We start from the raw sequence: 19,439 nt of genomic DNA, 5'->3' as shown, positions 1-19,439 counted from the left end.
TACCCGTGGGCGGGACGGCGTGCATGGGCGTGCCGTATCGCGAGTTCGTGTGAAACTGCGGGGCCGTCTCGGTCACTGCCGGTGTTGGTGCGAGGTGGTGGACCCCCGTCCCGGAACGAAACCCTCGGGAAATCGATCTGCGGCCGGGATCACAGCCCCGCTCCGTGAACGCGAAAGACTCGCTAAGCTCCCGGGGCGTGTCCGAGGAACCGCGGGTGGAGGTGCGCCGCAGCAAGCGCAGGCACCGAACGGTCAGTGCCTATCGCGACGGGGACCGGGTGGTCGTGCTGCTCCCCGCACGGATGAGCCGCAGCGAGGAGCGAAGCTGGGTCGAGGAGATGCTCAGCAGGCTCCGACGCAACGAGACCAGGAAGAAGTCCCCCGCCCGGAAGTCGGACGCCGCCCTGCTGAAGCGCTGCGGCGAACTCTCGGAACAGTACCTGGACGGACGGGCCGTTCCCCGGGGAATCCGGTGGGTGGCGCCCATGCGCACCAGATGGGCCTCCTGCACCCCCGGTGAGGGCACCATCCGCGTCAGCCGCAGGCTCCGGCAGGTTCCGGGCTGGGTGCTCGACTACGTGCTGGTGCACGAACTGACCCACCTGCTGGTACCCGGGCACGGGCCGGACTTCTGGGCCTGGGTGAACCGCTATCCGCGCACGGAGCGGGCCATCGGCTACCTGGAGGGGCTGGTCGCCGCCGGACAGCTCGAACTCGACGACGTCGAGTCGTGACAGGGGGCGGGACGGACCCGAGCCCGTCCCGAGGACCCCGCGTCACCGGTCGATCGGGGCCCACACCGGCCCCGGGCGGGGCCGGTGGTCGGACTCCACGGGAGCTGTCGGGTGGAACACGGACGGGCCCGTCGGGACCGCGGCCCGGACTCGGAGGAACCGGGCCGCTGGCGCGCTCAGCGGTCGTTGCCGGAGGAACCGGAGTCCTCCTCGTCACCACGGCCCGAGTCCTGCTCACCGGAAGCGGAGCCGTCACCCTGGCCGCTCTCCTCGGCCTCGGCACGCCGGATGGCCGCGATGGGGTCGTCGAGGTCCTCGTTGCCGCCGCCCCAGCGTTCGGCGAAGTCCAGCGGCTCGTCGAGATCGGAGGCGTCGGGCAACAGGTCGGGGTGGTCCCACACCCGGTCGCGGCTGGTGACCCCGTGCCGCTCGGTCAGGATCCGCCACAACGAGGCCGCCGCGCGCAGCCTGCGCGGACGTAGCTGCAACCCCACCAGCGTCGCGAAGGTCTGCTCCGCCGGACCGCCGCTGGCCCGCCTGCGCCGGATGGTCTCCCCCAGCGCCTCGGCACCGGGAAGCCGGTCCCCCACGGCATCGGCCACGACCACGTCCACCCAGCCCTCCACGAGCGCGAGCAGGTTCTCCAGTCGTCCGAGCGCGGCCTGCTGGCTCTCGGTCGTGCGGGGTTCGAGCATCCCGGAGTTCATCAGTTCCTGCATCGAACTCGGGTCGCTCGGGTCGACCTTGCTCGCCAGGTCCTCCAGCGAGGAGGTGTCGATCTGGATACCCCGGGCGTACTCCTCCACCGCGGCCAGCAGCTGCTGACGGAGCCAGGGGACGTGGCTGAACAGACGGTGGTGGGCGGCTTCCCGCGCCGCGAGGAAGACGGTGATCTCGCTGGCGGGACGGTCCAGTCCGGAGCCGAAGCTCTCGACGTTGGCGGGCAGCAGCGCGGCCGTTCCGTCCGGACCGAGGGGCAGTCCGACGTCGGTCGAGGTGAGCACCTCACCGGCCAGTTGCCCCAGTCCGTTCCCCAGCTGGGAACCGAAGGTCAGCCCGCCCATCTGGCCGAGCATGGACACGAGGGGGCCCGCGGCCTGCTTGGCCTCCTGCGGCAGCGCCTCCAACCACGCCTCGGAGACCCGCTGGGCGACCGGGTCGCACAGGCGCTGCCAGACGGGCAGGGTCTTGTTCACCCAGTCCCCCGGGGACCAGACCTGCACGGTGTGCGTGCCGGTCGGGAAGGAGGTGTTCGGGTCCAGCCAGAGCTCGGCCAGCCGGACTCCGTCCTCGACGGCGGTGGTCTGCTGCTGTGTCGGTCGTTCGTCGCTGCGCAGCTGCTGGTGCGCCAGTTGCTTGGCCAGGTCGTAGTTGACCGGTCCCGTGGTGCCGCTCGAGGACTGGCTGAGAGCCTGCCCGAGCTGGGTCAGCATCTGGCCGAGCGCGCCGATGTCGAAGTTCGGCGTACCACCCGAGCCCGGAATGCCCCCGGGACCGGGCATCCCGCCGAAGCCGGGGAAGAAACCCGCTCCTCCGGAGAATCCGGTGCCGCCCCCGGAGTTCTCGTCCGACGACCCGCCCTTGTCGCGGTCGTCGGGCTCCTCGTTGTTGGGATCCTGGGGGCCGAACCCGAAGGGCACATCACTCATGGTTCCAGCGTACGCGGAACCGGCGGTGGACTGTAGGAGCGCCGGGGCGTCCCCGCGCTCCGAGGTGGGCCCACCGGAGCCCCACCGGATCCGCGCGGAGTGGCCGGCAGCGGGGCGGACGCCGCGGCGCCGCTGTGCCCTGGTGCTCCCCGTTCCGTCATCCGGTGGAACGGAAAGCTGTTCGCTCTGCTCGAACAGCGGTACCTCGGATCCCCCTTTCGGGGAAGGACGGGGTGGAACGTACGGAACCGACATCCCGGGCGGGGCGGCAGGTCGCCCTCCGGAGCGGGGCGTGCCACCCCGTAGGGTGTCCGGTTGTGAGTCGCCGAAGCTGGACCCTGCTGACGAGTGCCTTCCTGGTCATGGTCTTCGGGCTGGTCGGAGCTTTCGTTCCCGTGCCCTACGTGGCACTGGGCCCCGGTCCGACCCACGACACCCTCGGAAGCTACGAGGGCAGGGAAGTGGTGCGCATCGAGGGCACCGAGACCTTCCCCACCGGAGGGCACCTGAACATGACCACCGTCTCGGTCACCGACCGGCTGTCCGTGTTCAACGCCCTGGGGTTCTGGATGAGCGGCAACCACGCGCTGGCCCCCCGCGAGTTGTACTTCCCCCCGGACAAGACCGAGGAGCAGGTGGAACGGACCAACACCCGTGCCTTCCGCAGCTCCCAGACCGCGGCGGAGACCGCGGCGCTGAGGCAGCTCGACTACCCCACGAAACTCGTGGCCGGACAGGTGTTGTCCGGATCCCCGGCCGACGGGGTCATCGCTCCGGGCGACGAACTCCTCTCCGCGCGGGGCGAGTCGCTCAGCGACCCCGACTCGCTGGTGCAGGCGCTCTCCGACACCGAGCCGGGACAGACGGTGAGCGTGGAGTTCCGCCACGAGGACGAGCCGCCGCAGCGGACCGAGTTCGAACTCGCCGACCACCCCGACAAGCCCGAGCGGGGTTTCCTCGGGATCCAGCCGACCCTGCGCCCGGACGTGGACTTCGACATCGACATCCGCCTGCCCGACGTGGGAGGCCCGTCGGCGGGACTGATGTTCTCCCTCGCCGTGGTCGACAAACTCACCCCCGGCGAGCTGAACGGGGGGAAGTTCGTGGCCGGCACCGGTGAGATCTCCCCCACCGGACAGGTGGGACGCATCGGCGGCATCGGGTTCAAGATGATCCGCGCCCACCAGGCGGGCGCCCGGTACTTCCTCACTCCCGCGGGCAACTGCGCCGCGGCCGAGTCCCAGGCCCCCGAGGGGCTGCGGCTCGTGAAGGTGAGCACCCTGGGGGACGCGGTCGAGGCGCTGGAGGACATCGCGGCGGGCGAGACCCCACCGGGCTGCTGACCACTCCCAACCGGGCCCCGCAGCCACCGAGGACGGGCGGGGCTCGCCCGGACCTCCGGCACGGGGCCCGGGGAGCGACGCCCTCAGTCCTCGAAGGTGGCGTGCAGGGCGTTGAGCAGGTTCGGAGCCAGCGCGCTGTCCTCCACCAGCTCGCCCTCCTCGGCGTCCGGGTCGCCGTCGAAACCCTCCGCGGTGGGATCGGTCGGCGAGTTCTGCCGTAGTCGCAGCACACAGGTCTGGGTGCCGCTGCGCAGCACGGCGGCCACCAGCCGTGCCTCGCGACGCTCGGGATGTTCGGCGGCCGTGGCCCGTGCCGCCGAGTCCTCGGCGGGCAGTTCCTGCTCCGCCTGGGGCGGCAGCACCAGGATCTCCTGCACCAGGGCACAGCCGAGCACCCGTTCCGGCCAGCTGATCCCGGCGAGTGCCTCGCTCAGGTCCTGGCCGGGCAGTTCGTCCTGGGCCACGGGGGTGAGCGGGGAGCTCTGGTTGAGCCGGTCGGCCAGGTTCGGTTCGGCTTCGAGCAGTTCCGCCGTGTCGACCAGCGCGAACATGCGGGCGGGCCGGTCCCAGCCCTCCGAGGCGGCGAACTGTTCGATCTCCCGCGTGACCGCGGGCAGCGCCGTGATCATTTCGTCGGTGATAGCGGAGGCCATTGGCCCATCCTCGCACCGTTTCCGGGATCCCCCGTACGGCAGGGGAGCGCCCTCCCGTCGGGCGGGCCGCCGAGGGGCGAGGGCGATGTCCGTTTCGGGCGAATTGATGGGTACCGTCCCCACACGGTGAACAAGGTCGTAGAGTTGACCGCACGGGAGTCCGGGACACGTCCCGTGGCCCGTTCCCGTTGACCGCGGATCGTCACCAGGAGAGTGCGCTGTGGCCACAAGGCCGGTAGGAGTACCCAAACTGTCCCGGCGCAGCCGGATCCTTCTGATCCTGGGCGCGGTGGTGCTGGTAGCGCTGATCGTCGGATCACGGCTGATCGGGACCTATGTCAATTGGCTGTGGTTCGGCGGTGTGGACTACCGGGGGATCTTCACCACGATCGTGCTGACCCGGATCACGCTGTTCGTCTGCGCGGGGGTTTTCCTCGGAGGCGTTCTGGCGCTGAACCTCTGGCTCGCCTACAGAACGCGTCCGGTGTTCGTGCCGCTCAGTGGCCAGGACGACCCACTGGCCCGCTACCGGACCGTGATCACCCAGCGCTCCAAGTGGTTCGGCATCGGGATCCCGGTCGCGGTGGGCGCGATCGGAGGACTGGCCGCCACCGGAGACTGGCGGATGGTGCAGCTGTTCCTGAACAGGCAGTCCTTCGGCACCGAGGACCCGGTGTTCGGCCACGACATCGGTCTCTACGTCTTCCAGCTGCCGTTCTTCCGGTGGCTGTTGGCCTGGGCGTTCATCGCGGTCACGCTGTCCTTCTTCGCGGCCCTGGCCACGCACTACGTCTTCGGCGGCATCAAGCTCGCGGGGCGTTCGGGGCAGATCTCGCAGGCGGCCCGGATCCAGCTGGCCGTGCTGGCCGGGATCTTCGTGCTGCTCAAGGCGGTCGACTTCTTCTTCGACCGCTGGGACCTGCTGTTGTCCCAGCGCAGTGACCTGTTCACCGGTGCCAGTTACACCGACCTCAACGCCGTGATGCCGGCCAAGGTCATCCTGCTGTGCATCTCGGTGATCTGCGCCCTGGCCTTCTTCGCGGTGATCTTCCTGCGCAACCTGCAGATTCCCGCGCTGGCCACGGTGCTGTTGGTGCTGTCCAGTCTCGTCATCGGGGCCCTGTGGCCGGCTCTGCTGCAGCAGTTCTCGGTGGAGCCGAACGCCAACGAGCGCGAGTCCACCTCGATCGAGCGGAACATGGCCGCCACCAAGCAGGCCTTCGGCATCACCGACGACAAGGTCAACGTCCAGGAGAACTTCGGCAGCGGCGAGGAGGTCACCCCCGAGGAGGTCGCCCAGGACACCGGAACGATCTCCAACGTGCGGTTGCTCGACCCGAGCCTGTTGTCCGAGACCTTCACCCAGCTGGAACAGCAGTTCAACTTCTACGGGTTCCCGAAGGAGTTGGACATCGACCGCTACCGCGACGAGAACGGGGAACTGCAGGACTACCTGGTGGCCGTGCGCGGCATCAACACCGACGGGCTCGCGGACAACCAGCGGTCCTGGATCAACCGGCACATGGTCTACACCCACGGCAACGGTTTCGTCACCGCCCCGGCCGACCGGGTGAACACCGTTCCGGGGGAGGGAGACGAAACCGGCGCCTACCCGGTCTTCTCCATGAGCGACGTGGCCAACGACGGCCAGGGCGAGATCCCGGTCGAGCAGCCCCGCGTCTACTACGGCGAGCTCAACCGCGACTACGCCATCGTCGGTGCCGAGCCGGGTGAGCAGCCGAAGGAGTACGACACGCAGAACTCCCGCTACACCTACCAGGGTGACGGCGGGGTCGCCATCGGAAACTGGTTCAACAGGGCCGTGTTCGCGGCGCACTACGGCGAGCGCAACATCCTGTTCAACCAGAACATCGGATCCAACTCGAAGATCATGTTCGACCGCAACCCGCGCGAGCGGGTGCAGAAGGTCGCCCCGTGGCTGAAACTGGACGGCGATCCCTACCCGGCCGTGGTCGACGGGCGGATCACCTGGATCGTGGACGGTTACACCACGCTGGACAACTACCCGTACTCCACGTTGACCTCCTTCGGCGGAGCCACCAGCGACTCCACCAGTGATCCCGCCCAGCCGAACCAGCAGATCAACTACATCCGCAACTCGGTCAAGGCCACCGTGGACGCCTACACCGGCGAGGTGACGCTGTACGAGTTCGGGGAGAAGGACCCGGTGCTGGAGGCGTGGAAGGGTGTCTTCCCCGGCGTGGTCAAGCCGAAGAGCGAGATCAGCGACGAACTGCGCCAGCACTTCCGTTACCCGGCCGACCTGTTCAAGGTCCAACGCCAGCTGCTGGCGCGGTACCACGTGGACAACCCGGGTGACTTCTACGCCACCCGTGGTTTCTGGGAGGTTCCCAACGACCCGAACGAGAGCCAACGCAGCGGTCCGGGTGAGAAGCAGCCCCCGTTCTACGTGATCGCGCAGGCCCCCACGCAGGACAAGCCGACCTTCCAGCTGACCAGCGCGATGACTCCGCTGGAACGGCAGAACCTCTCCGCGTGGATCTCGGCCTCCTCCGACCCGGAGAACTACGGTGAGCTGACGGTGCTGGAGCTGCCCACGGACAACCAGACGCTGGGTCCGGGCCAGGTACAGCGGAAGATGGAGTCCACTCCGAAGGTCACCGAGGACCGCACGTTGTTCGACAACCCCGGTGTGCGGGCGATGTTCGGCAACCTGCTGACCCTGCCGGTCAAGGGCGGGATGCTCTACGTGGAGCCGATCTACATCCGGCCGAACAGCGAGGACTCCTACCCGCAGCTCGCCCGGGTGCTGACCTCCTACGGCGACAGGGTCGGCTACGCCGACACGCTGCAGGAGTCGCTGGAGCAGATCTTCGGTGAGGGAGCGGGCAGGAATGCCCAGACCGCCGAGGACGAGGGCGACCAGCAGGGCGACGGTCAGCAGCAGGGCGGTGACCAGGACGGTCAGGACCAGCAGCAGGGCGACGGACAACAGGACGAGGGCCAGCAGGGCGGCGACCAGCAGGGTGGCCGGAGCCCCGAGGTCGATCAGGCCGTGCAGGAACTGCAGGCCGCTCTCGAACAGGTCCGTTCCGCCCAGCAGTCGGGGAACCTGGGTGAGCTCGGTTCGGCCTTCCAACGCCTGGAGGAGGCCATGAACCGCTACGAGCGGGTGACCGGCGGAAACTGATCCGCCACCGTGGGCGCGGGCTCGCCCCGCGCCCACGGTCGGCGGGTGCCCACCCCCCCTGTGGGTGGGGGTTCGGGGCGGTGCTACGGTATAACCACAACGAAAAACGACGCGGGGTGGAGCAGTTCGGTAGCTCGCTGGGCTCATAACCCAGAGGTCACAGGTTCGAATCCTGTCCCCGCTACCACGCTGTCCCCTCCAGGAGCCCTGGAGGGGATCTTCGTTACCGGACCCCGCCGCCGGAAGGCTCTCCGGGGTGTCCGTCGGACCGGGGCGTTCGGTCCCGGCTGGGTCGCTCCGGTCGAGGGGCGCCTCGGTCGGGTGCCCACCCCCCTGTGGGTGGGGGTTCGGGGCGGTGCTACGCTATAACCACAACGAAAAACGACGCGGGGTGGAGCAGTTCGGTAGCTCGCTGGGCTCATAACCCAGAGGTCACAGGTTCGAATCCTGTCCCCGCTACCAGGACGGGCCCCGGGAGCACTGCTCCCGGGGCCCGGTTTTCGTTCGACCGAGTCCGTGGTGTCCTGGCCGTACCGCGTCCAGGTCCTACCCGGCCCGACAGCGGGGAGGGACCGGGCCGGGAAATCCTTTTCCGGAACGTTCGGACGAAAGCGGAACTCAGCTGTCGGCCCACTTGCGTGCGCAGTTCGGAGAGCAGACCCGTCCGTCACTGCCTCCGCCACGCCATGACCGCATCTTGCGGCCACACACGATGCAGTTGTGCGGGGAGTCCACCTGGATCGGCATCAGCGATTTCGCCCGCTGGGTGACGCGGTTGGTCACCTTGCTCCGGCTCTCGGCGAGTTTGGTCCGCAACAGACTGCGATGCACGGTGCTACCTCCCTTTCCCGGCGGGTTGGTGGGCACGAACCCGTCCTGGTGTCCGGCCGCGCCTGGCGGGCGGCCACTGTGAAGGGTGCCCTTAATACAAGGATCTCCACAGTGTTCTGCCAAGAATTCCCTCTTTTGGGGGAGAAATCATCCCTGTTCGGCGGACGGTGAGTGTACGAACCGACTCTTTTCCGGAGGTGACCTCGCGGTGGAGACGAATCCTGTTCGACTTGTCTGTCCGATGCGACCTCGTGGATGCGCTGTGTGGTCGAAACGACCCCTTCCGACCCCGCCGTTCACGGACACGCCATACGGCCAATGTGGACACCATATGCGCATCGTGGCACCGTAGGGGCCGTGACCGACCTGAATGCAACTTCCGCGGCCTTGTTGGGGCTCCTTCACGAAGGGCCGATGACCGGTGGACAACTGGTGGCCGCAGCCACCGAACGGTTCAGCGGTTTCTTCAGTGTCACCAGGAGCCAGGTGTACCGGGAACTGCCCGCCTTGGCCGAGGCGGGAATGCTGCGTCTCGGGAAACAGGGCCCGCGCTCCAGTCAGCAGTACATCATCACGGCGGCCGGCAAACGGGCCTTCAAGTCGTGGCTGAACACCGAACCCGGCCCCGACAACGTGCGGAGTCCACTGCTGCTGCGGCTGCGCTACGCGGGCATGCTCACCTCCAAGCAGCGTGCCCATCTGGTAGCCTCGGCTCGCGAGCAGTACGTTGAGAAGCTCAACGAGGCCAAGAGCGCGGCCAAGGTGGCCGAGGACCCGTACGAGAAGGCCGCCGCCGATTTCTCGGTCGCGCACAACCGCGCGGTCATCAAGATGCTGGACGCCATTCCCGAGTGACCCGCGGGTTGGGGCGGGACCGGTCCACGTCGGCGGCCGTGAGCGTGTGAAGTAGGCTGGGTAACCGTGAACCCCGACGTCGCCGCCGAACTCAAGGACCTGTCCGAGACCCTGGAGGGCATCGAGCGTGTGATGGACCTCGATGCGTTGCGGGCCAGGATCGCCGAGCTGGAAGAGGAAGCGGCCCGGCCCGACCTGTGGGACGACGTCGAGTACGCCCAGCGGATCAACAGCCAGCTCGTCCACAAACAGAGCGACCTGCGCAAGATCACCGGACTGCGGCAGCGCCTCGAGGACCTGGAGGTGTTGTACCAGCTCGGGGAGGACGAGGACGACAAGGCCAGCGTCGCCGAGGCCGAGCAGGAACGCACCCAGCTCAAGCGGGACCTCGCCGACCTGGAGATCCGCACCCTGCTCTCCGGTGAGTACGACGAGCGTTCCGCCATGGTGACGATCCGCGCCGAGGCCGGCGGGGTCGACGCGGCGGACTTCGCCGAGATGCTCATGCGGATGTACCTGCGGTGGGCGGAGCGGCACGAGTACCCCGTGGAGGTCTACGACATCTCCTACGCGGAGGAGGCCGGGATCAAGTCGGCCACCTTCCGGGTGGACACCCCCTTCGCGTACGGGACGTTGTCCGTGGAGCAGGGCACGCACCGCTTGGTGCGCATCTCCCCCTTCGACAACCAGGGGCGCAGGCAGACCTCGTTCGCCGGTGTCGAGGTGCTGCCGGTGGTCGAGGAGACCGACCACGTGGAGGTCCCGGAGAAGGACATCCGGGTGGACGTGTTCCGCTCCTCCGGCCCGGGCGGCCAGAGCGTGAACACCACCGACTCGGCGGTACGGATCACCCACCAGCCGACCGGCATCGTGGTCTCCTGCCAGAACGAGAAGTCCCAGCTGCAGAACAAGGCCGCCGCCATGCGCGTGCTGCAGGCCAAGCTGCTGGCACGCAAGCGTGAGGAGGAACGTGCCGAGCTGGACGCGCTCCGGGACAGCAGCGGCTCGGGCTGGGGCAACCAGATCCGCTCCTACGTGCTGCACCCCTACCAGATGGTCAAGGACCTGCGCAGCGGCTACGAGATGGGCAATCCCGAGAGCGTGCTGGAGGGGCAGATCGACGGTCTGCTGGAGTCCGGGATCCGCTGGCGCAGGCAGCAGCAGGACCAGCAACAGCAGAGCTGACGTCTGCTCACTCGTGCCGGTGTCACCCGGTCACGGTGCAGCACCGCGGCGGCTCCGACTGCTGGTACGGGTGAGTGACACTTCCGCTGAGGGGTCCAGGTAAGCTCACCGACCGTGATCCGGCTCGAACACGTGTCAAAGACGTACAAGACGTTGGCGCGGCCCGCCCTCGACGACGTGTCGGTCTCCGTGGACAAGGGCGAGTTCGTGTTCCTCATCGGGCCGTCCGGGTCGGGGAAGTCGACCTTCCTCCAGCTGCTGCTCCGCGAGGAGGTCCCCACCCGCGGACGGGTCATCGTCGCCGACTGGAACGTGGCGAAGCTGCCGAGGAGACGCGTCCCGAAGCTGCGGCAGCGTGTGGGGTGCGTGTTCCAGGACTTCCGCCTGTTGAACAACAAGACCGTCTTCGAGAACGTCGCGTTCGCGCTCGAGGTCATCGGCAAGCCGCGGCACACCATCCGCAAGGTGGTCCCGGAGGTGCTGCAACTCGTCGGGCTCGACGGCAAGGCCGACCGGATGCCGGCGGAGCTCTCCGGTGGGGAGCAGCAGCGTGTGGCGATAGCCCGGGCCTTCGTCAACCGCCCGCTGGTGCTGATGTGCGACGAGCCCACGGGGAACCTGGATCCGGACACCAGTCAGGACATCATGCTCCTGTTGGAACGCATCAACCGCACCGGCACCACGCTGATCATGGCCACCCACGACCACTCGATCGTCGACTCCATGCGCAGACGGGTCGTCGAACTCAGTGAAGGCAGGGTCATCCGCGACGACGCCCGGGGCGTGTACGGCGTGGGCCGCTGAGGGCCCGTGGTCCGGTGACCGGCCCGCAAGCCTTTCCCGACTTCCTCCCACTCCCAGATCGCACCGAAAGCTGACTCAAGATGCGCGCGAGCTTCGTATCCACCGAGGTCGTCAACGGCCTTCGCCGCAACGTGTCGATGACGATCGCGATGATCCTGACCACGGCGATCTCGCTCACGCTGCTGGGCAGCGGCCTGGTCGTGGTCCGCAAGGTCGACCAGGCCCAGGACTCGCTGCGTCAGGCGGCCGACGTCGTGGTGTATCTGAACGACCAGGTCAGCGCCGAGGACTCCGCGTGCCAGCAACAGACCTGCTCCGGTCTGCGCGCGGAGTTGGAGCAGGCCTCCGGTGTGCGGTCGGTGAAGTACCTGAGCCGTCAGCAGGTGTACGAGCGGGCGATCGAGAAGTTCGACAACCGTCCGGAGCTGCGTGAGATCGCTCGTCCGGAGGCGCTGCCGGCGGCCATGTGGGTCGAGCTCGGTGACACGGTTGATCCGGCTGCCATCCAGCAGCAGTTCGGGGACAGTCCCGGTGTCGCCAACATCGACAACCAGTCCGACTTCGTGCGGAGCCTGGTCGGCAAGCTCAACGACGTCCGGGACGGGACCTTCCTGATCGCCGCGTTGCAGGCCTTCGCCGCCCTGCTGCTTATCTCGAACACTATTCAGCTTTCCGCGTTCAACCGGCGCACGGAAACGGGGATCATGCGCCTGGTGGGCGCCTCGCGCTGGTACACCCAGCTGCCCTTCCTGCTGGAGGCGATGGTCTCGGGCATCATCGGTTCCCTGGTGGCGGTGGGGCTGCTCGTGGTGATCAAGGAGGCCTTCCTCGACGGGCTCATGAAACCCCTGTCCGGCACGGGCCTGCTCACGCCGGTCAGCTACGCCGACATCGCCTTCGTCTCCCCGATCCTGGTGCTGGTCGCTGCGGTGGTCTCCGGGCTGACCGGGTACCTGACGCTGAGGTTGTACGTACGTATCTGACCTCGCGGGGGGCACCGGCGGGCGGGTCGGCAACGAGGCGGACACGGGCGGTCGGGTGTCGCCCGCCGGTACGGAACCGTGTCGTTTCCCCCGTCGCCCCGGCGCTATGCTCGGCGGTATGCCGAAGGAACGTGGCCACAGCCTGATCGCACGCAATCGCAAGGCGCGGCACGACTGGACGGTGCTGGACACCTACGAGGGCGGACTGGTGTTGACCGGCACCGAGGTGAAGAGTCTGCGTCAGGGGCGTGCTTCGCTGGTCGACGCGTTCGCCACGATCGACGACGGCGAGGTGTGGCTGCGGAACATGCACATCCCGGAGTACACCGAGGGGACCTGGACGAACCACGCTCCGCGCCGCTCCCGGAAGGTGCTGCTGCACCGGGACGAGATCGAGCGGTTGATGGGCAAGACCAAGGAGAGCGGGCTGAGTCTGGTGCCGCTCTCGTTGTACTTCTCGGACGGCAAGGCCAAGGTCGAACTGGCCCTGGCCCGGGGGAAGAAGGCGCACGACAAGCGCCGGGACATGGCCAAACGCGACGCCGAACGCGAGATGGCCCGTGCGATCGGGCAGTACCGCAAGGGGATGCGCTGAGGCGCTCGGAACAAACACCGCCCTCGGCGTGTTGACGGGGACGACGGTGCGTCCGCACGTTCCGAGTCCGGATCGTGACCGGATCCGGGAATGATCCCCGGCGTCCGGGACGTTACGATAGGAGAAGGCGTAGCAACGGACGCCGTGCTGTTGGACAACGGAACAAGGGGGTGAACGGTTTCGACTCTGGCCGTTGAGCCAAGGGAAGCGTGCCGGTGCAGGCGGGAGACCACCGAAAGCGTCGCCGTGAACCAACAAGCGCCGACAACAAGAGTCAGCGCGAGTTCGCTCTCGCTGCATGAGCGAGTAGCGACTCTGTCGGACCGGGTGCGTCTCCGACCCGGACCCCGGCATCAGCGAGGAGACTCACCGCTGAATCCGGTCGCGGGGTTCAGCGGGACATCCCACAGCGACTGGGCTTGTCACACCGGCTTGTCCGCGTGACCGGTGAAGCCGAGTAGAGACACAGCGGACTGCGCACGGAGAAGCCTTGGTGAGGCGACAGAGGACCCGGGTTCGAATCCCGGCACCTCCACCTTGGGTTTGAGAACCCTGATCTGAGTTGAGGCCCTGGAGGAGGGTCGCGACTCTGGACTTCGAGGAAGGGCCACCCGCTTCGCGGGTGGCCCTTTTGTTGTGGGCTTGCTGTCCCGTGACGGATGTGTGATGTTCGTCTCGGTCCGATTGTTGGGCGTGCTGGATGGCGTGGAGTTGCCCGAAGGGCTCGTGGAGGTCGTTGTCGATGTTTTCGTCTTCGACGTAGAGTGCATGGAAGACTGCTTGGTTGAGCATGCGTCGTTGCTGCTCGTCGCAGCGTCGATACAGCTTGTCAGGTTGTTCGAGTAGTTTGAGGCTGGTTTTGACGAGTTGGGAGCTGTCGGTGAGCTCGGCTCTGACGGACTCGAGGTGCCTGGTCAGGTGGCGTCGTTGGCGTCCGATGTCACGGAGCTTGGCTTTGACTTTGGTTTGTGACAGCGCTCCGTCGGCGGTGAGGCCGATCAAGTTTTCTTCCTGGGGGTCGAGTTCTTTGAGTTGGCTGGTGAGCTGCTGGTGCAGCAGCCGTGCCGTTTTCTCCTCTTCGTTGATGACGGTGTTGACCTGGGCGCGGATGCTGGCGATGAAGGATTGTGTGAAGCGGATCGTGGTATAAGTCGTTCGACGGCGGCTTCGACCCGGTCGACGTGGACGTGGGGTGCTTGGCAGGTGCCGTTTCGTTTGTTGTGGCAGAAGAAGTACAGGTACTCGCTGCCGTGTCCGTTCACGGTACGCTGATTGATCATCCGTTGGGTGATCCCTGCCCGTCGACAGCGTCCGAGGTACAGGGAGCCTTTGAGGTAGTGGTGGTGGACGCGGCGGCGTTCCTTGGCCCTGGCCCGAGAGTTCAGGCGGTCCTGAACACGGTCGAAGAGGTCTTCGTCGATCAGTGGTTCGTGTCGGCCTCGGATTTCTTCGCCCTTGTAGGTGACGTAGCCGAGGTAGTAGCGATCGCGCAACAGCTGGGAGGGCTTGTTGATCGAGACTTTCTTCGCTGGGTGCTTGGTGGTGGGGAGAGCGTGTAGGCTGCGGTCGTAGAGTTCGTTGACCAGCTCGTCGAGGGTGTAGTCGCCGGTGTCGTAGAGCTGGAAGGCGAGCTGAACCAACGGTGCCCGCTCGGGGTCGACGATGATGGTGCGGATGACGCGGCCTTCTGAGTGGTCGATGTGGTTGAGATAGCTGAGCTTGGCGCGGCCGATAGTTCCGCCGGTGCGGGCTTTTGACCCGTCTTGTTGGCGATGTCGACGCCGGACTGGCGGGATTGGTACTCGTTGAACGTCGCGAGGATGCCGTACATGAGCTTCCCGTCGGGGAGTCGTCGATTGACTCGTTCGCGGAGACGAGGGTGACACCGTGTTGGCGTAGGTCGGCCATGACGATCGTCGTCGTAGCGGTTCCGCGCCATGCGGGAGAGCTGGTAGACGATGATGTTGTAGTCGACATCGCCCTGGCCGCGGACACGTGCGAGCATTCGTTGGAATGCCTCACGCTTGGTCATCTCTGTGGCCGAGCGTCCGGGTTCGATGTACTCATCGACAACGGTCAGCCCAGGTCCCGTGCCTTGTGCAGGCACACCTTCCGCTGGGCTGGGATGGAGATGCCTTTCGGGATCGTAGTCTCTGTTGACCTGACCGGACGATGACACGCACAGATAGATCACCGTACGCGTACCTGACTCCCTGTCCTCTCCACAATGCTCGACAGGGAAAGTGGCATTCTGCAGCTCTTCGTCGGAGTCGGCGTATGCGTTACTCATGACATCTTTTCGGGATTCGTTATGGGCATAACTCTCGTTCGCCGGTTCGACAGAGACAAGTGGCATCGAACCGTTGGATGGATAATAGATAGATGGAATTGTCTCGGTCTTAGCTACTCGTCGAGACATCAGTCATGCTCGGGGTGACACACCCGCACGTTTGAGATGGTCTGTCAGTGTTCCTTCATTCCTCACCAGCAATATTTTGGTCAAGCTGGCGCAGGTGAGTCCCTCATATGTCGTGCGGTTTCTGTTGTGGATGACCGTGTTTAGGTATCCTTGGATGACCTGCTTGGCTCTCATGAGTGATTGTCTTCGACATAGCGGTGTGGGAAGGGCTTGGGAGGTCCCTCGTTTCCTCGTCCAGTGTGTTGGCGGTGAGGCTGGCTATCACCCGCGCGAGTTGATGAACACTGGTGGTTCATATCGAATGCCGCGGACGATTATGTTTGTGGTTTTACGGATGGTCTTTCGAACTGGCCTGTTTTTCGGGCTGGCAGTGATGTGGCTGGCCGAAGCAGGGGAACACTCTGGATCAGGTGAATTGTGATGGAGTATGTAGTCCACCAGGTCTGTGTCCTTCCTGTTTGGTTCTGCTGGCGTGGAGCCTGCTGGTTTCCTGCACCAGAGCTTTGCCGGTTGGCCTGGGGGATAGCGCCGGCCGTGTCTCGACGGAGGCCCCGAACGGGTGGAGTTAGAAGGTGTCTTGATAGGTGGTGATGTGCTGGCGCTGGCATGTTGATCATTCGTGGATGATCTGTCGCGTCGGTTGGTGCCGGATGAGTTGTGGGCGATCACAGCACCGTTGCTGCCGGAACATGGGGTCCGTCGGCGAGGGGCGGGCGCCGCAGGGCTGGTGACCGTGCGGTGCTCACGGCGATCGTGTTCGTGCTGACCAGCGGGTGTTCCTGGCGGCAGCTCCCGCCGTCGTTCTGGGTCAGCGTGCTGACCGCGCACCGACGGTTCCAGGAATGGATCCAAGTCGGAGTGTGGCGGCGGCTGTACCGGGCCATGCTCGACGAGATCGGTGCCGATGGCGAGCTCGATGGGCCCGAGTGATCGTGGACGGGGCCAGCGTTCGTGCGAAAAGGGGGATCCGCCACCGGGCCGAACCCGTTGACCGCGGTAAAACAGGATCGAAACTGCCATCCTGGCCGAGGCGAGCGGTCTACTGCTGTCGGTGGCGGTCTCTGGGGCCAACACCCACGGCATGAATGCCCTCACACCTCTCGTGCACACGATCCCGGAGGTGCGGTCGCCTCGCGGACCACGACGCCGCAGGCCGGCGAAGCTGCACGCGGACACGGGCTATGACTACGCGACCTATGCCGCTGGCTGCGCACCCGGAACATCGTGCCGTGCATCGCCCGTACCGACGTCGAATCCCATACCAAGCTCGGACGCTACCGCTGGCGTGTCGAACGTGGCTTCTCCTGGCTGTTCAACTATCGCCGCCTGACCGTCCGTTGGGAACGTACAGCCAGCAACTTTGCCGGATCCCTCACTCTCGCCGCAGCGCTGACCTGCTACAAGAACATCCCCAAATGAGAAACCCTCTTAACACACCTTCGAGACAGCGAAGCTGTGCGTTTCGCGGAATACCCAACCGTAAAAGCACAACGAAGCTCTTACGGCCCAATCACCGTGAACGAATCACCTCCACGTGCGTGGAGAGCACGGCGGGGGGGGGGTTGTCCTCTTCCTCGTATTCGACCGGAGCACCTCCACGTGCGTGGAGAGCACGATCAGCCCCGCGTGTCGGCGGGGGCTGCTAGCGGAGCACCTCCACGTGCGTGGAGAGCACTCACCACGCTCGTGCACCGCACACAGCGGCTACGGAGCACCTCCACGTGCGTGGAGAGCACACTCGCCGCTGACAGCAGCAATCGGGGAGGCGCGGAGCACCTCCACGTGCGTGGAGAGCACCAGCGGGGATGGCGTTTTTCGATTGGTCAGCCCGGAGCACCTCCACGTGCGTGGAGAGCACGGGGTGTGCGCTGTCGGCGCTGCCGACTGTGACGGAGCACCTCCACGTGCGTGGAGAGCACTGCCCGTCTACCCATAGGCGGTTATTTGTCTGCGGAGCACCTCCACGTGCGTGGAGAGCACGATCAGCCCCGCGTGTCGGCGGGGGCTGCTAGCGGAGCACCTCCACGTGCGTGGAGAGCACCTGGGCGACCGCCTCGGCCAGTGCGGTGTCGACGGAGCACCTCCACGTGCGTGGAGAGCACTGCCCGTCTACCCATAGGCGGTTATTTGTCTGCGGAGCACCTCCACGTGCGTGGAGAGCACGAACAGTTCGTCGAGCACCCCGAGCACGAACGCGGAGCACCTCCACGTGCGTGGAGAGCACCCTTCGTGAACTGGGATTTTAGAAGGGGAGTTGTTCGTTTTGAGCGTGGGGGTGGTGGATGGGATCGAGGGCGATGAGCTGGAGGCCGTCGTAGTCGATGATTCGGCGTCGTTGTTGGCCTGCGGTTTCTACGATGTAGCGTTGTTCGTTGTTGGCGGGGTAGACGCACACGGCTGTTCCTTCGTCGACTGCGGCGCTGACTTGGTGCCAGAGGTGGTCTCGTACTTTGGCGGAGATCGATCCGACGTAGAGTCCGGGGGCGGGTTCGGTGAGCCAGCGGCTGAGGGAACCGCGTACGTACTCGGGAACCGCGGTGGTGGAGATGACGACGAGGTTGGGCATGGTTATTCCAGCTTGTCAGCGTGGTTGATTCCGGCGTCGATCGCTCCGAGGTCGGGGTCCCAGAGGTGGACGAGTTCGGTTTCTTCGGGGTCGTTGTCGTCGTTGTTGGGCTCGACGGTGGGGTCGAGGAGTTGTTGGATGTCGGTGACGATTTGGGGGAGTAACCGGTAGAGGCGCAGGTTATTGCGGAGTCGTACACGAGCTTCGCGTTCGGGATTGGTGCTGTTGTTCAGGGCGAAGGCCAACGGGATGGTGTGGGTGGCTTTGTAGAGGTCGGCGATGTCGTAGACGAAGGAGTGCTGTTTGCCGCTGTGGATGAATCCCAGTGCTGGGGAGCATCCCAGTGCCAGGATGGCGCTGTGTACGGTGCCGTATAGGGCGGTATTGGCTGCGGAGAGTGCTTGGTTGATGGGGTTTTGGTCGCTCCAGTTGTGAGGGTCGTAGTCGCGGCGGAATCCGCGGAGTTTGTGTTGTTCGGCCAGTGAGTGGTAGAGGGTTTTCATCCGCTGGCCTTCCAGACCGCGGAGGCGGTGCAGGCTGGTTCCCTCGGGCACGGTGGTGCCGAAGCGGTGTGCGTACATGCGTGCGGCGACCGCGAGTCGGGCGTTCTCGTCGGCCCATGCTCGTACCTGGCATTCGAGCCATTCGGTGGTCAGGTTGGCCGAGTGACTTCCGGAATACATTCGTACTCCGCCGGAACCGGTCCAGAGCACGCTGGTGTTGTGGCGGGCGCAGGTGGCCATGGCGGCTTGGGTGGCTGAGGTGCCGGGGCCCAGTAGTACGCAGGACAACGCGGCCACGGGCAGTGCTATGCGGGTGGGGCCGGTGTCAGGATGTTCGATGTGGGCGCACACGCCGGTGTCGTCCTGGACCACGCGCACGTGTTCCAGGTAGAGAAAGGATAGGGAGTCGGCGACTTTGGGCAGCATCGCCACGGTGGGTTGGGTGAGCAGACGCCGAGGATCGGAGAGGGTTGTGTTCATTGTCGTTTCCTAAGCGGGTCCGAGGCTGAGTAGTCCGCATCCGTAGGTGCGGGCGCGTCCGATGCCGTCAAGTACGGTGGTGTGGAGTAGGTCGGGGTCGGTGACTATTCCGATTCCGTCGAAGCGGGTCACTCCATGGCGGATGGTGCGCTGTTTGTCGTGACGGTCCTTGGTCGGTGCTCCGAGGATATCGGGCAGGACCGTGCTGGTGACTTCCAGGGGATGCAGTCCTGCCTGGGTGGCTTTGCGTAGCCACCACAGTTCGGCTTCGGTGCCGTGGAGATTGGCGAGTTTTCCTTTTTTTTCTTCGGATGCGGAATTGCCGTGGCGTTTGGTGGCGTTGGCCGCGATGCGGTAGCGAACCCGCGCACCGGCGGTGAGCGCGTTCAGCATCGGGGTCAGCTCGCGCTGGTCCACGTCGGTGGCGAAGTCGTCGGCGAGTCTGTCCGAGTGGGGTGGTTGGTTGAGTTGTGCCAGGATGGTGATCCCATTGCTGTTTTCCTCGGCGCGCCAGAGGACGCCGGCTCGCTGGCGGGGGTTTTTGCCCAGATTGTCCGGAGCCAGCCGCATGAGCTCCTGGTGGATCGCGTGCCCGTTGAGCAGCCCGCCTGACCAGACTCGGCGGCATCGGGCGGCCAGGTGGAAGCGTATGAGGTGGCTGGACATC

15 protein-coding genes, 2 tRNA genes, 1 other RNA gene, 2 pseudogenes and 1 CRISPR repeat array are annotated in these 19,439 nt (G+C 66.0%); of the genes and pseudogenes, 12 read left to right on the top strand and 8 right to left on the bottom strand.

Annotated features, from left to right (window positions below):
• Window positions 1-197: 197 nt before the first annotated feature.
• Complete coding sequence (locus CEP50_RS02910) at window positions 198-734, top strand: M48 family metallopeptidase (protein WP_181188180.1); 537 nt, start codon at window positions 198-200, stop codon at window positions 732-734.
• Window positions 735-910: 176 nt separating this feature from the next.
• Here the strand turns inward: CEP50_RS02910 and CEP50_RS02905 are convergent, their stop codons facing one another.
• Window positions 911-2,383, bottom strand: a complete 1,473-nt coding sequence (locus tag CEP50_RS02905) for a zinc-dependent metalloprotease (RefSeq protein ID WP_106112510.1) — start codon at window positions 2,381-2,383, stop codon at window positions 911-913.
• A gap of 317 nt (window positions 2,384-2,700) precedes the next feature.
• On the opposite strand from CEP50_RS02905, the gene CEP50_RS02900 reads away from it, so the two are divergent.
• Window positions 2,701-3,726 carry a YlbL family protein gene (locus CEP50_RS02900; RefSeq protein ID WP_106112359.1) on the top strand — a complete coding sequence of 342 codons (1,026 nt, stop codon included), beginning with the start codon at window positions 2,701-2,703 and terminating at the stop codon, window positions 3,724-3,726.
• Between the two features lie 83 nt (window positions 3,727-3,809).
• Here the strand turns inward: CEP50_RS02900 and CEP50_RS02895 are convergent, their stop codons facing one another.
• On the bottom strand, window positions 3,810-4,379 hold the full coding sequence (locus tag CEP50_RS02895; RefSeq protein ID WP_106112358.1) for a PPA1309 family protein: 570 nt from the start codon (window positions 4,377-4,379) through the stop codon (window positions 3,810-3,812).
• Window positions 4,380-4,599: 220 nt separating this feature from the next.
• On the opposite strand from CEP50_RS02895, the gene CEP50_RS02890 reads away from it, so the two are divergent.
• From CEP50_RS02890 to CEP50_RS02880, 3 genes are all read left to right on the top strand, one after another.
• Complete coding sequence (locus CEP50_RS02890; RefSeq protein ID WP_106112357.1) at window positions 4,600-7,551, top strand: UPF0182 family protein; 2,952 nt, start codon at window positions 4,600-4,602, stop codon at window positions 7,549-7,551.
• A gap of 110 nt (window positions 7,552-7,661) precedes the next feature.
• Window positions 7,662-7,738: transfer RNA gene (locus CEP50_RS02885), tRNA-Met, on the top strand.
• A 198-nt stretch (window positions 7,739-7,936) separates the two neighbouring features.
• Window positions 7,937-8,013, top strand: a tRNA-Met gene (locus CEP50_RS02880).
• A gap of 156 nt (window positions 8,014-8,169) precedes the next feature.
• Here CEP50_RS02880 and CEP50_RS02875 read toward each other — a convergent pair.
• Window positions 8,170-8,382 (bottom strand): hypothetical protein, encoded by a 213-nt coding sequence (locus tag CEP50_RS02875; RefSeq protein ID WP_106112356.1) that lies wholly within the window; start codon window positions 8,380-8,382, stop codon window positions 8,170-8,172.
• Window positions 8,383-8,796: 414 nt separating this feature from the next.
• Between CEP50_RS02875 and CEP50_RS02870 the strand changes: the two genes are divergently transcribed.
• The 6 genes from CEP50_RS02870 to ssrA all read left to right on the top strand — a co-directional run bounded on the left by CEP50_RS02870 (window position 8,797) and on the right by ssrA (window position 13,342).
• Window positions 8,797-9,237: a helix-turn-helix transcriptional regulator gene (locus tag CEP50_RS02870; protein WP_019853293.1), complete on the top strand. Its 441-nt coding sequence runs from the start codon at window positions 8,797-8,799 to the stop codon at window positions 9,235-9,237.
• 66 nt (window positions 9,238-9,303) lie between these two features.
• Window positions 9,304-10,422 (top strand): peptide chain release factor 2, encoded by a 1,119-nt coding sequence (gene prfB / locus CEP50_RS02865; protein ID WP_106112355.1) that lies wholly within the window; start codon window positions 9,304-9,306, stop codon window positions 10,420-10,422.
• 114 nt (window positions 10,423-10,536) lie between these two features.
• On the top strand, window positions 10,537-11,226 hold the full coding sequence (ftsE, locus tag CEP50_RS02860; RefSeq protein WP_019853295.1) for a cell division ATP-binding protein FtsE: 690 nt from the start codon (window positions 10,537-10,539) through the stop codon (window positions 11,224-11,226).
• Window positions 11,227-11,306: 80 nt separating this feature from the next.
• Window positions 11,307-12,209: a permease-like cell division protein FtsX gene (gene ftsX / locus CEP50_RS02855; RefSeq protein WP_106112354.1), complete on the top strand. Its 903-nt coding sequence runs from the start codon at window positions 11,307-11,309 to the stop codon at window positions 12,207-12,209.
• Window positions 12,210-12,327: 118 nt separating this feature from the next.
• The gene (smpB, locus tag CEP50_RS02850; RefSeq protein WP_106112509.1) at window positions 12,328-12,804 is read left to right on the top strand and encodes an SsrA-binding protein SmpB; all 477 of its coding nucleotides are present in this window, start codon (window positions 12,328-12,330) and stop codon (window positions 12,802-12,804) included.
• Window positions 12,805-12,970: 166 nt separating this feature from the next.
• Window positions 12,971-13,342: a transfer-messenger RNA gene (gene ssrA, locus CEP50_RS02845) on the top strand.
• Between the two features lie 460 nt (window positions 13,343-13,802).
• Here ssrA and CEP50_RS20455 read toward each other — a convergent pair.
• Together CEP50_RS20455 and CEP50_RS20830 are read right to left on the bottom strand one after the other, a co-directional pair.
• Complete coding sequence (locus tag CEP50_RS20455) at window positions 13,803-14,444, bottom strand: recombinase family protein (RefSeq protein ID WP_374957080.1); 642 nt, start codon at window positions 14,442-14,444, stop codon at window positions 13,803-13,805.
• 341 nt (window positions 14,445-14,785) lie between these two features.
• A pseudogene (locus tag CEP50_RS20830) lies at window positions 14,786-14,836 on the bottom strand (hypothetical protein); the annotation flags it as partial.
• A gap of 1,006 nt (window positions 14,837-15,842) precedes the next feature.
• On the opposite strand from CEP50_RS20830, the pseudogene CEP50_RS20825 reads away from it, so the two are divergent.
• A pseudogene (locus CEP50_RS20825) lies at window positions 15,843-16,642 on the top strand (IS5 family transposase).
• Window positions 16,643-16,743: 101 nt separating this feature from the next.
• Window positions 16,744-17,447: a CRISPR direct-repeat array (repeat unit 29 nt; unit sequence CGGAGCACCTCCACGTGCGTGGAGAGCAC).
• Between the two features lie 18 nt (window positions 17,448-17,465).
• Here the strand turns inward: CEP50_RS20825 and cas2e are convergent.
• Genes cas2e through cas6e form a run of 3 tightly spaced genes read right to left on the bottom strand, consistent with a single transcriptional unit; the run spans window position 17,466 to window position 19,438 of the window.
• Window positions 17,466-17,789: a type I-E CRISPR-associated endoribonuclease Cas2e gene (gene cas2e / locus CEP50_RS02825; protein ID WP_106112351.1), complete on the bottom strand. Its 324-nt coding sequence runs from the start codon at window positions 17,787-17,789 to the stop codon at window positions 17,466-17,468.
• Between the two features lie 2 nt (window positions 17,790-17,791).
• A complete protein-coding gene (cas1e, locus tag CEP50_RS02820; protein WP_106112350.1) occupies window positions 17,792-18,772 on the bottom strand; it encodes a type I-E CRISPR-associated endonuclease Cas1e in 981 nt (326 codons plus the stop codon).
• Window positions 18,773-18,781: 9 nt separating this feature from the next.
• Complete coding sequence (gene cas6e / locus CEP50_RS02815) at window positions 18,782-19,438, bottom strand: type I-E CRISPR-associated protein Cas6/Cse3/CasE (protein WP_106112349.1); 657 nt, start codon at window positions 19,436-19,438, stop codon at window positions 18,782-18,784.
• Window position 19,439: the final 1 nt, after the last annotated feature.

The organism is Actinopolyspora mortivallis (genome assembly GCF_003001495.1).
Lineage (GTDB): Bacteria > Actinomycetota > Actinomycetes > Mycobacteriales > Pseudonocardiaceae > Actinopolyspora > Actinopolyspora mortivallis_A.
The sequence above is the reverse complement of the archived record's forward strand: the minus strand, read 5'-3'. Positions and strand labels throughout refer to the sequence as shown.

Excerpts from the sequence above, each read along its gene's own strand:
- ftsX (WP_106112354.1), top strand. The coding sequence starts at position 11,307 with ATGCGCGCGAGCTTCGTATCCACCGAGGTCGTCAACGGCCTTCGCCGC.
- cas1e (WP_106112350.1), bottom strand. The coding sequence starts at position 18,772 with ATGAACACAACCCTCTCCGATCCTCGGCGTCTGCTCACCCAACCCACC.
- cas6e (WP_106112349.1), bottom strand. The coding sequence starts at position 19,438 with ATGTCCAGCCACCTCATACGCTTCCACCTGGCCGCCCGATGCCGCCGA.
- smpB (WP_106112509.1), top strand. The coding sequence starts at position 12,328 with ATGCCGAAGGAACGTGGCCACAGCCTGATCGCACGCAATCGCAAGGCG.
- CEP50_RS02895 (WP_106112358.1), bottom strand. The coding sequence starts at position 4,379 with ATGGCCTCCGCTATCACCGACGAAATGATCACGGCGCTGCCCGCGGTC.
- CEP50_RS02905 (WP_106112510.1), bottom strand. The coding sequence starts at position 2,383 with ATGAGTGATGTGCCCTTCGGGTTCGGCCCCCAGGATCCCAACAACGAG.
- CEP50_RS02870 (WP_019853293.1), top strand. The coding sequence starts at position 8,797 with ATGACCGGTGGACAACTGGTGGCCGCAGCCACCGAACGGTTCAGCGGT.
- cas2e (WP_106112351.1), bottom strand. The coding sequence starts at position 17,789 with ATGCCCAACCTCGTCGTCATCTCCACCACCGCGGTTCCCGAGTACGTA.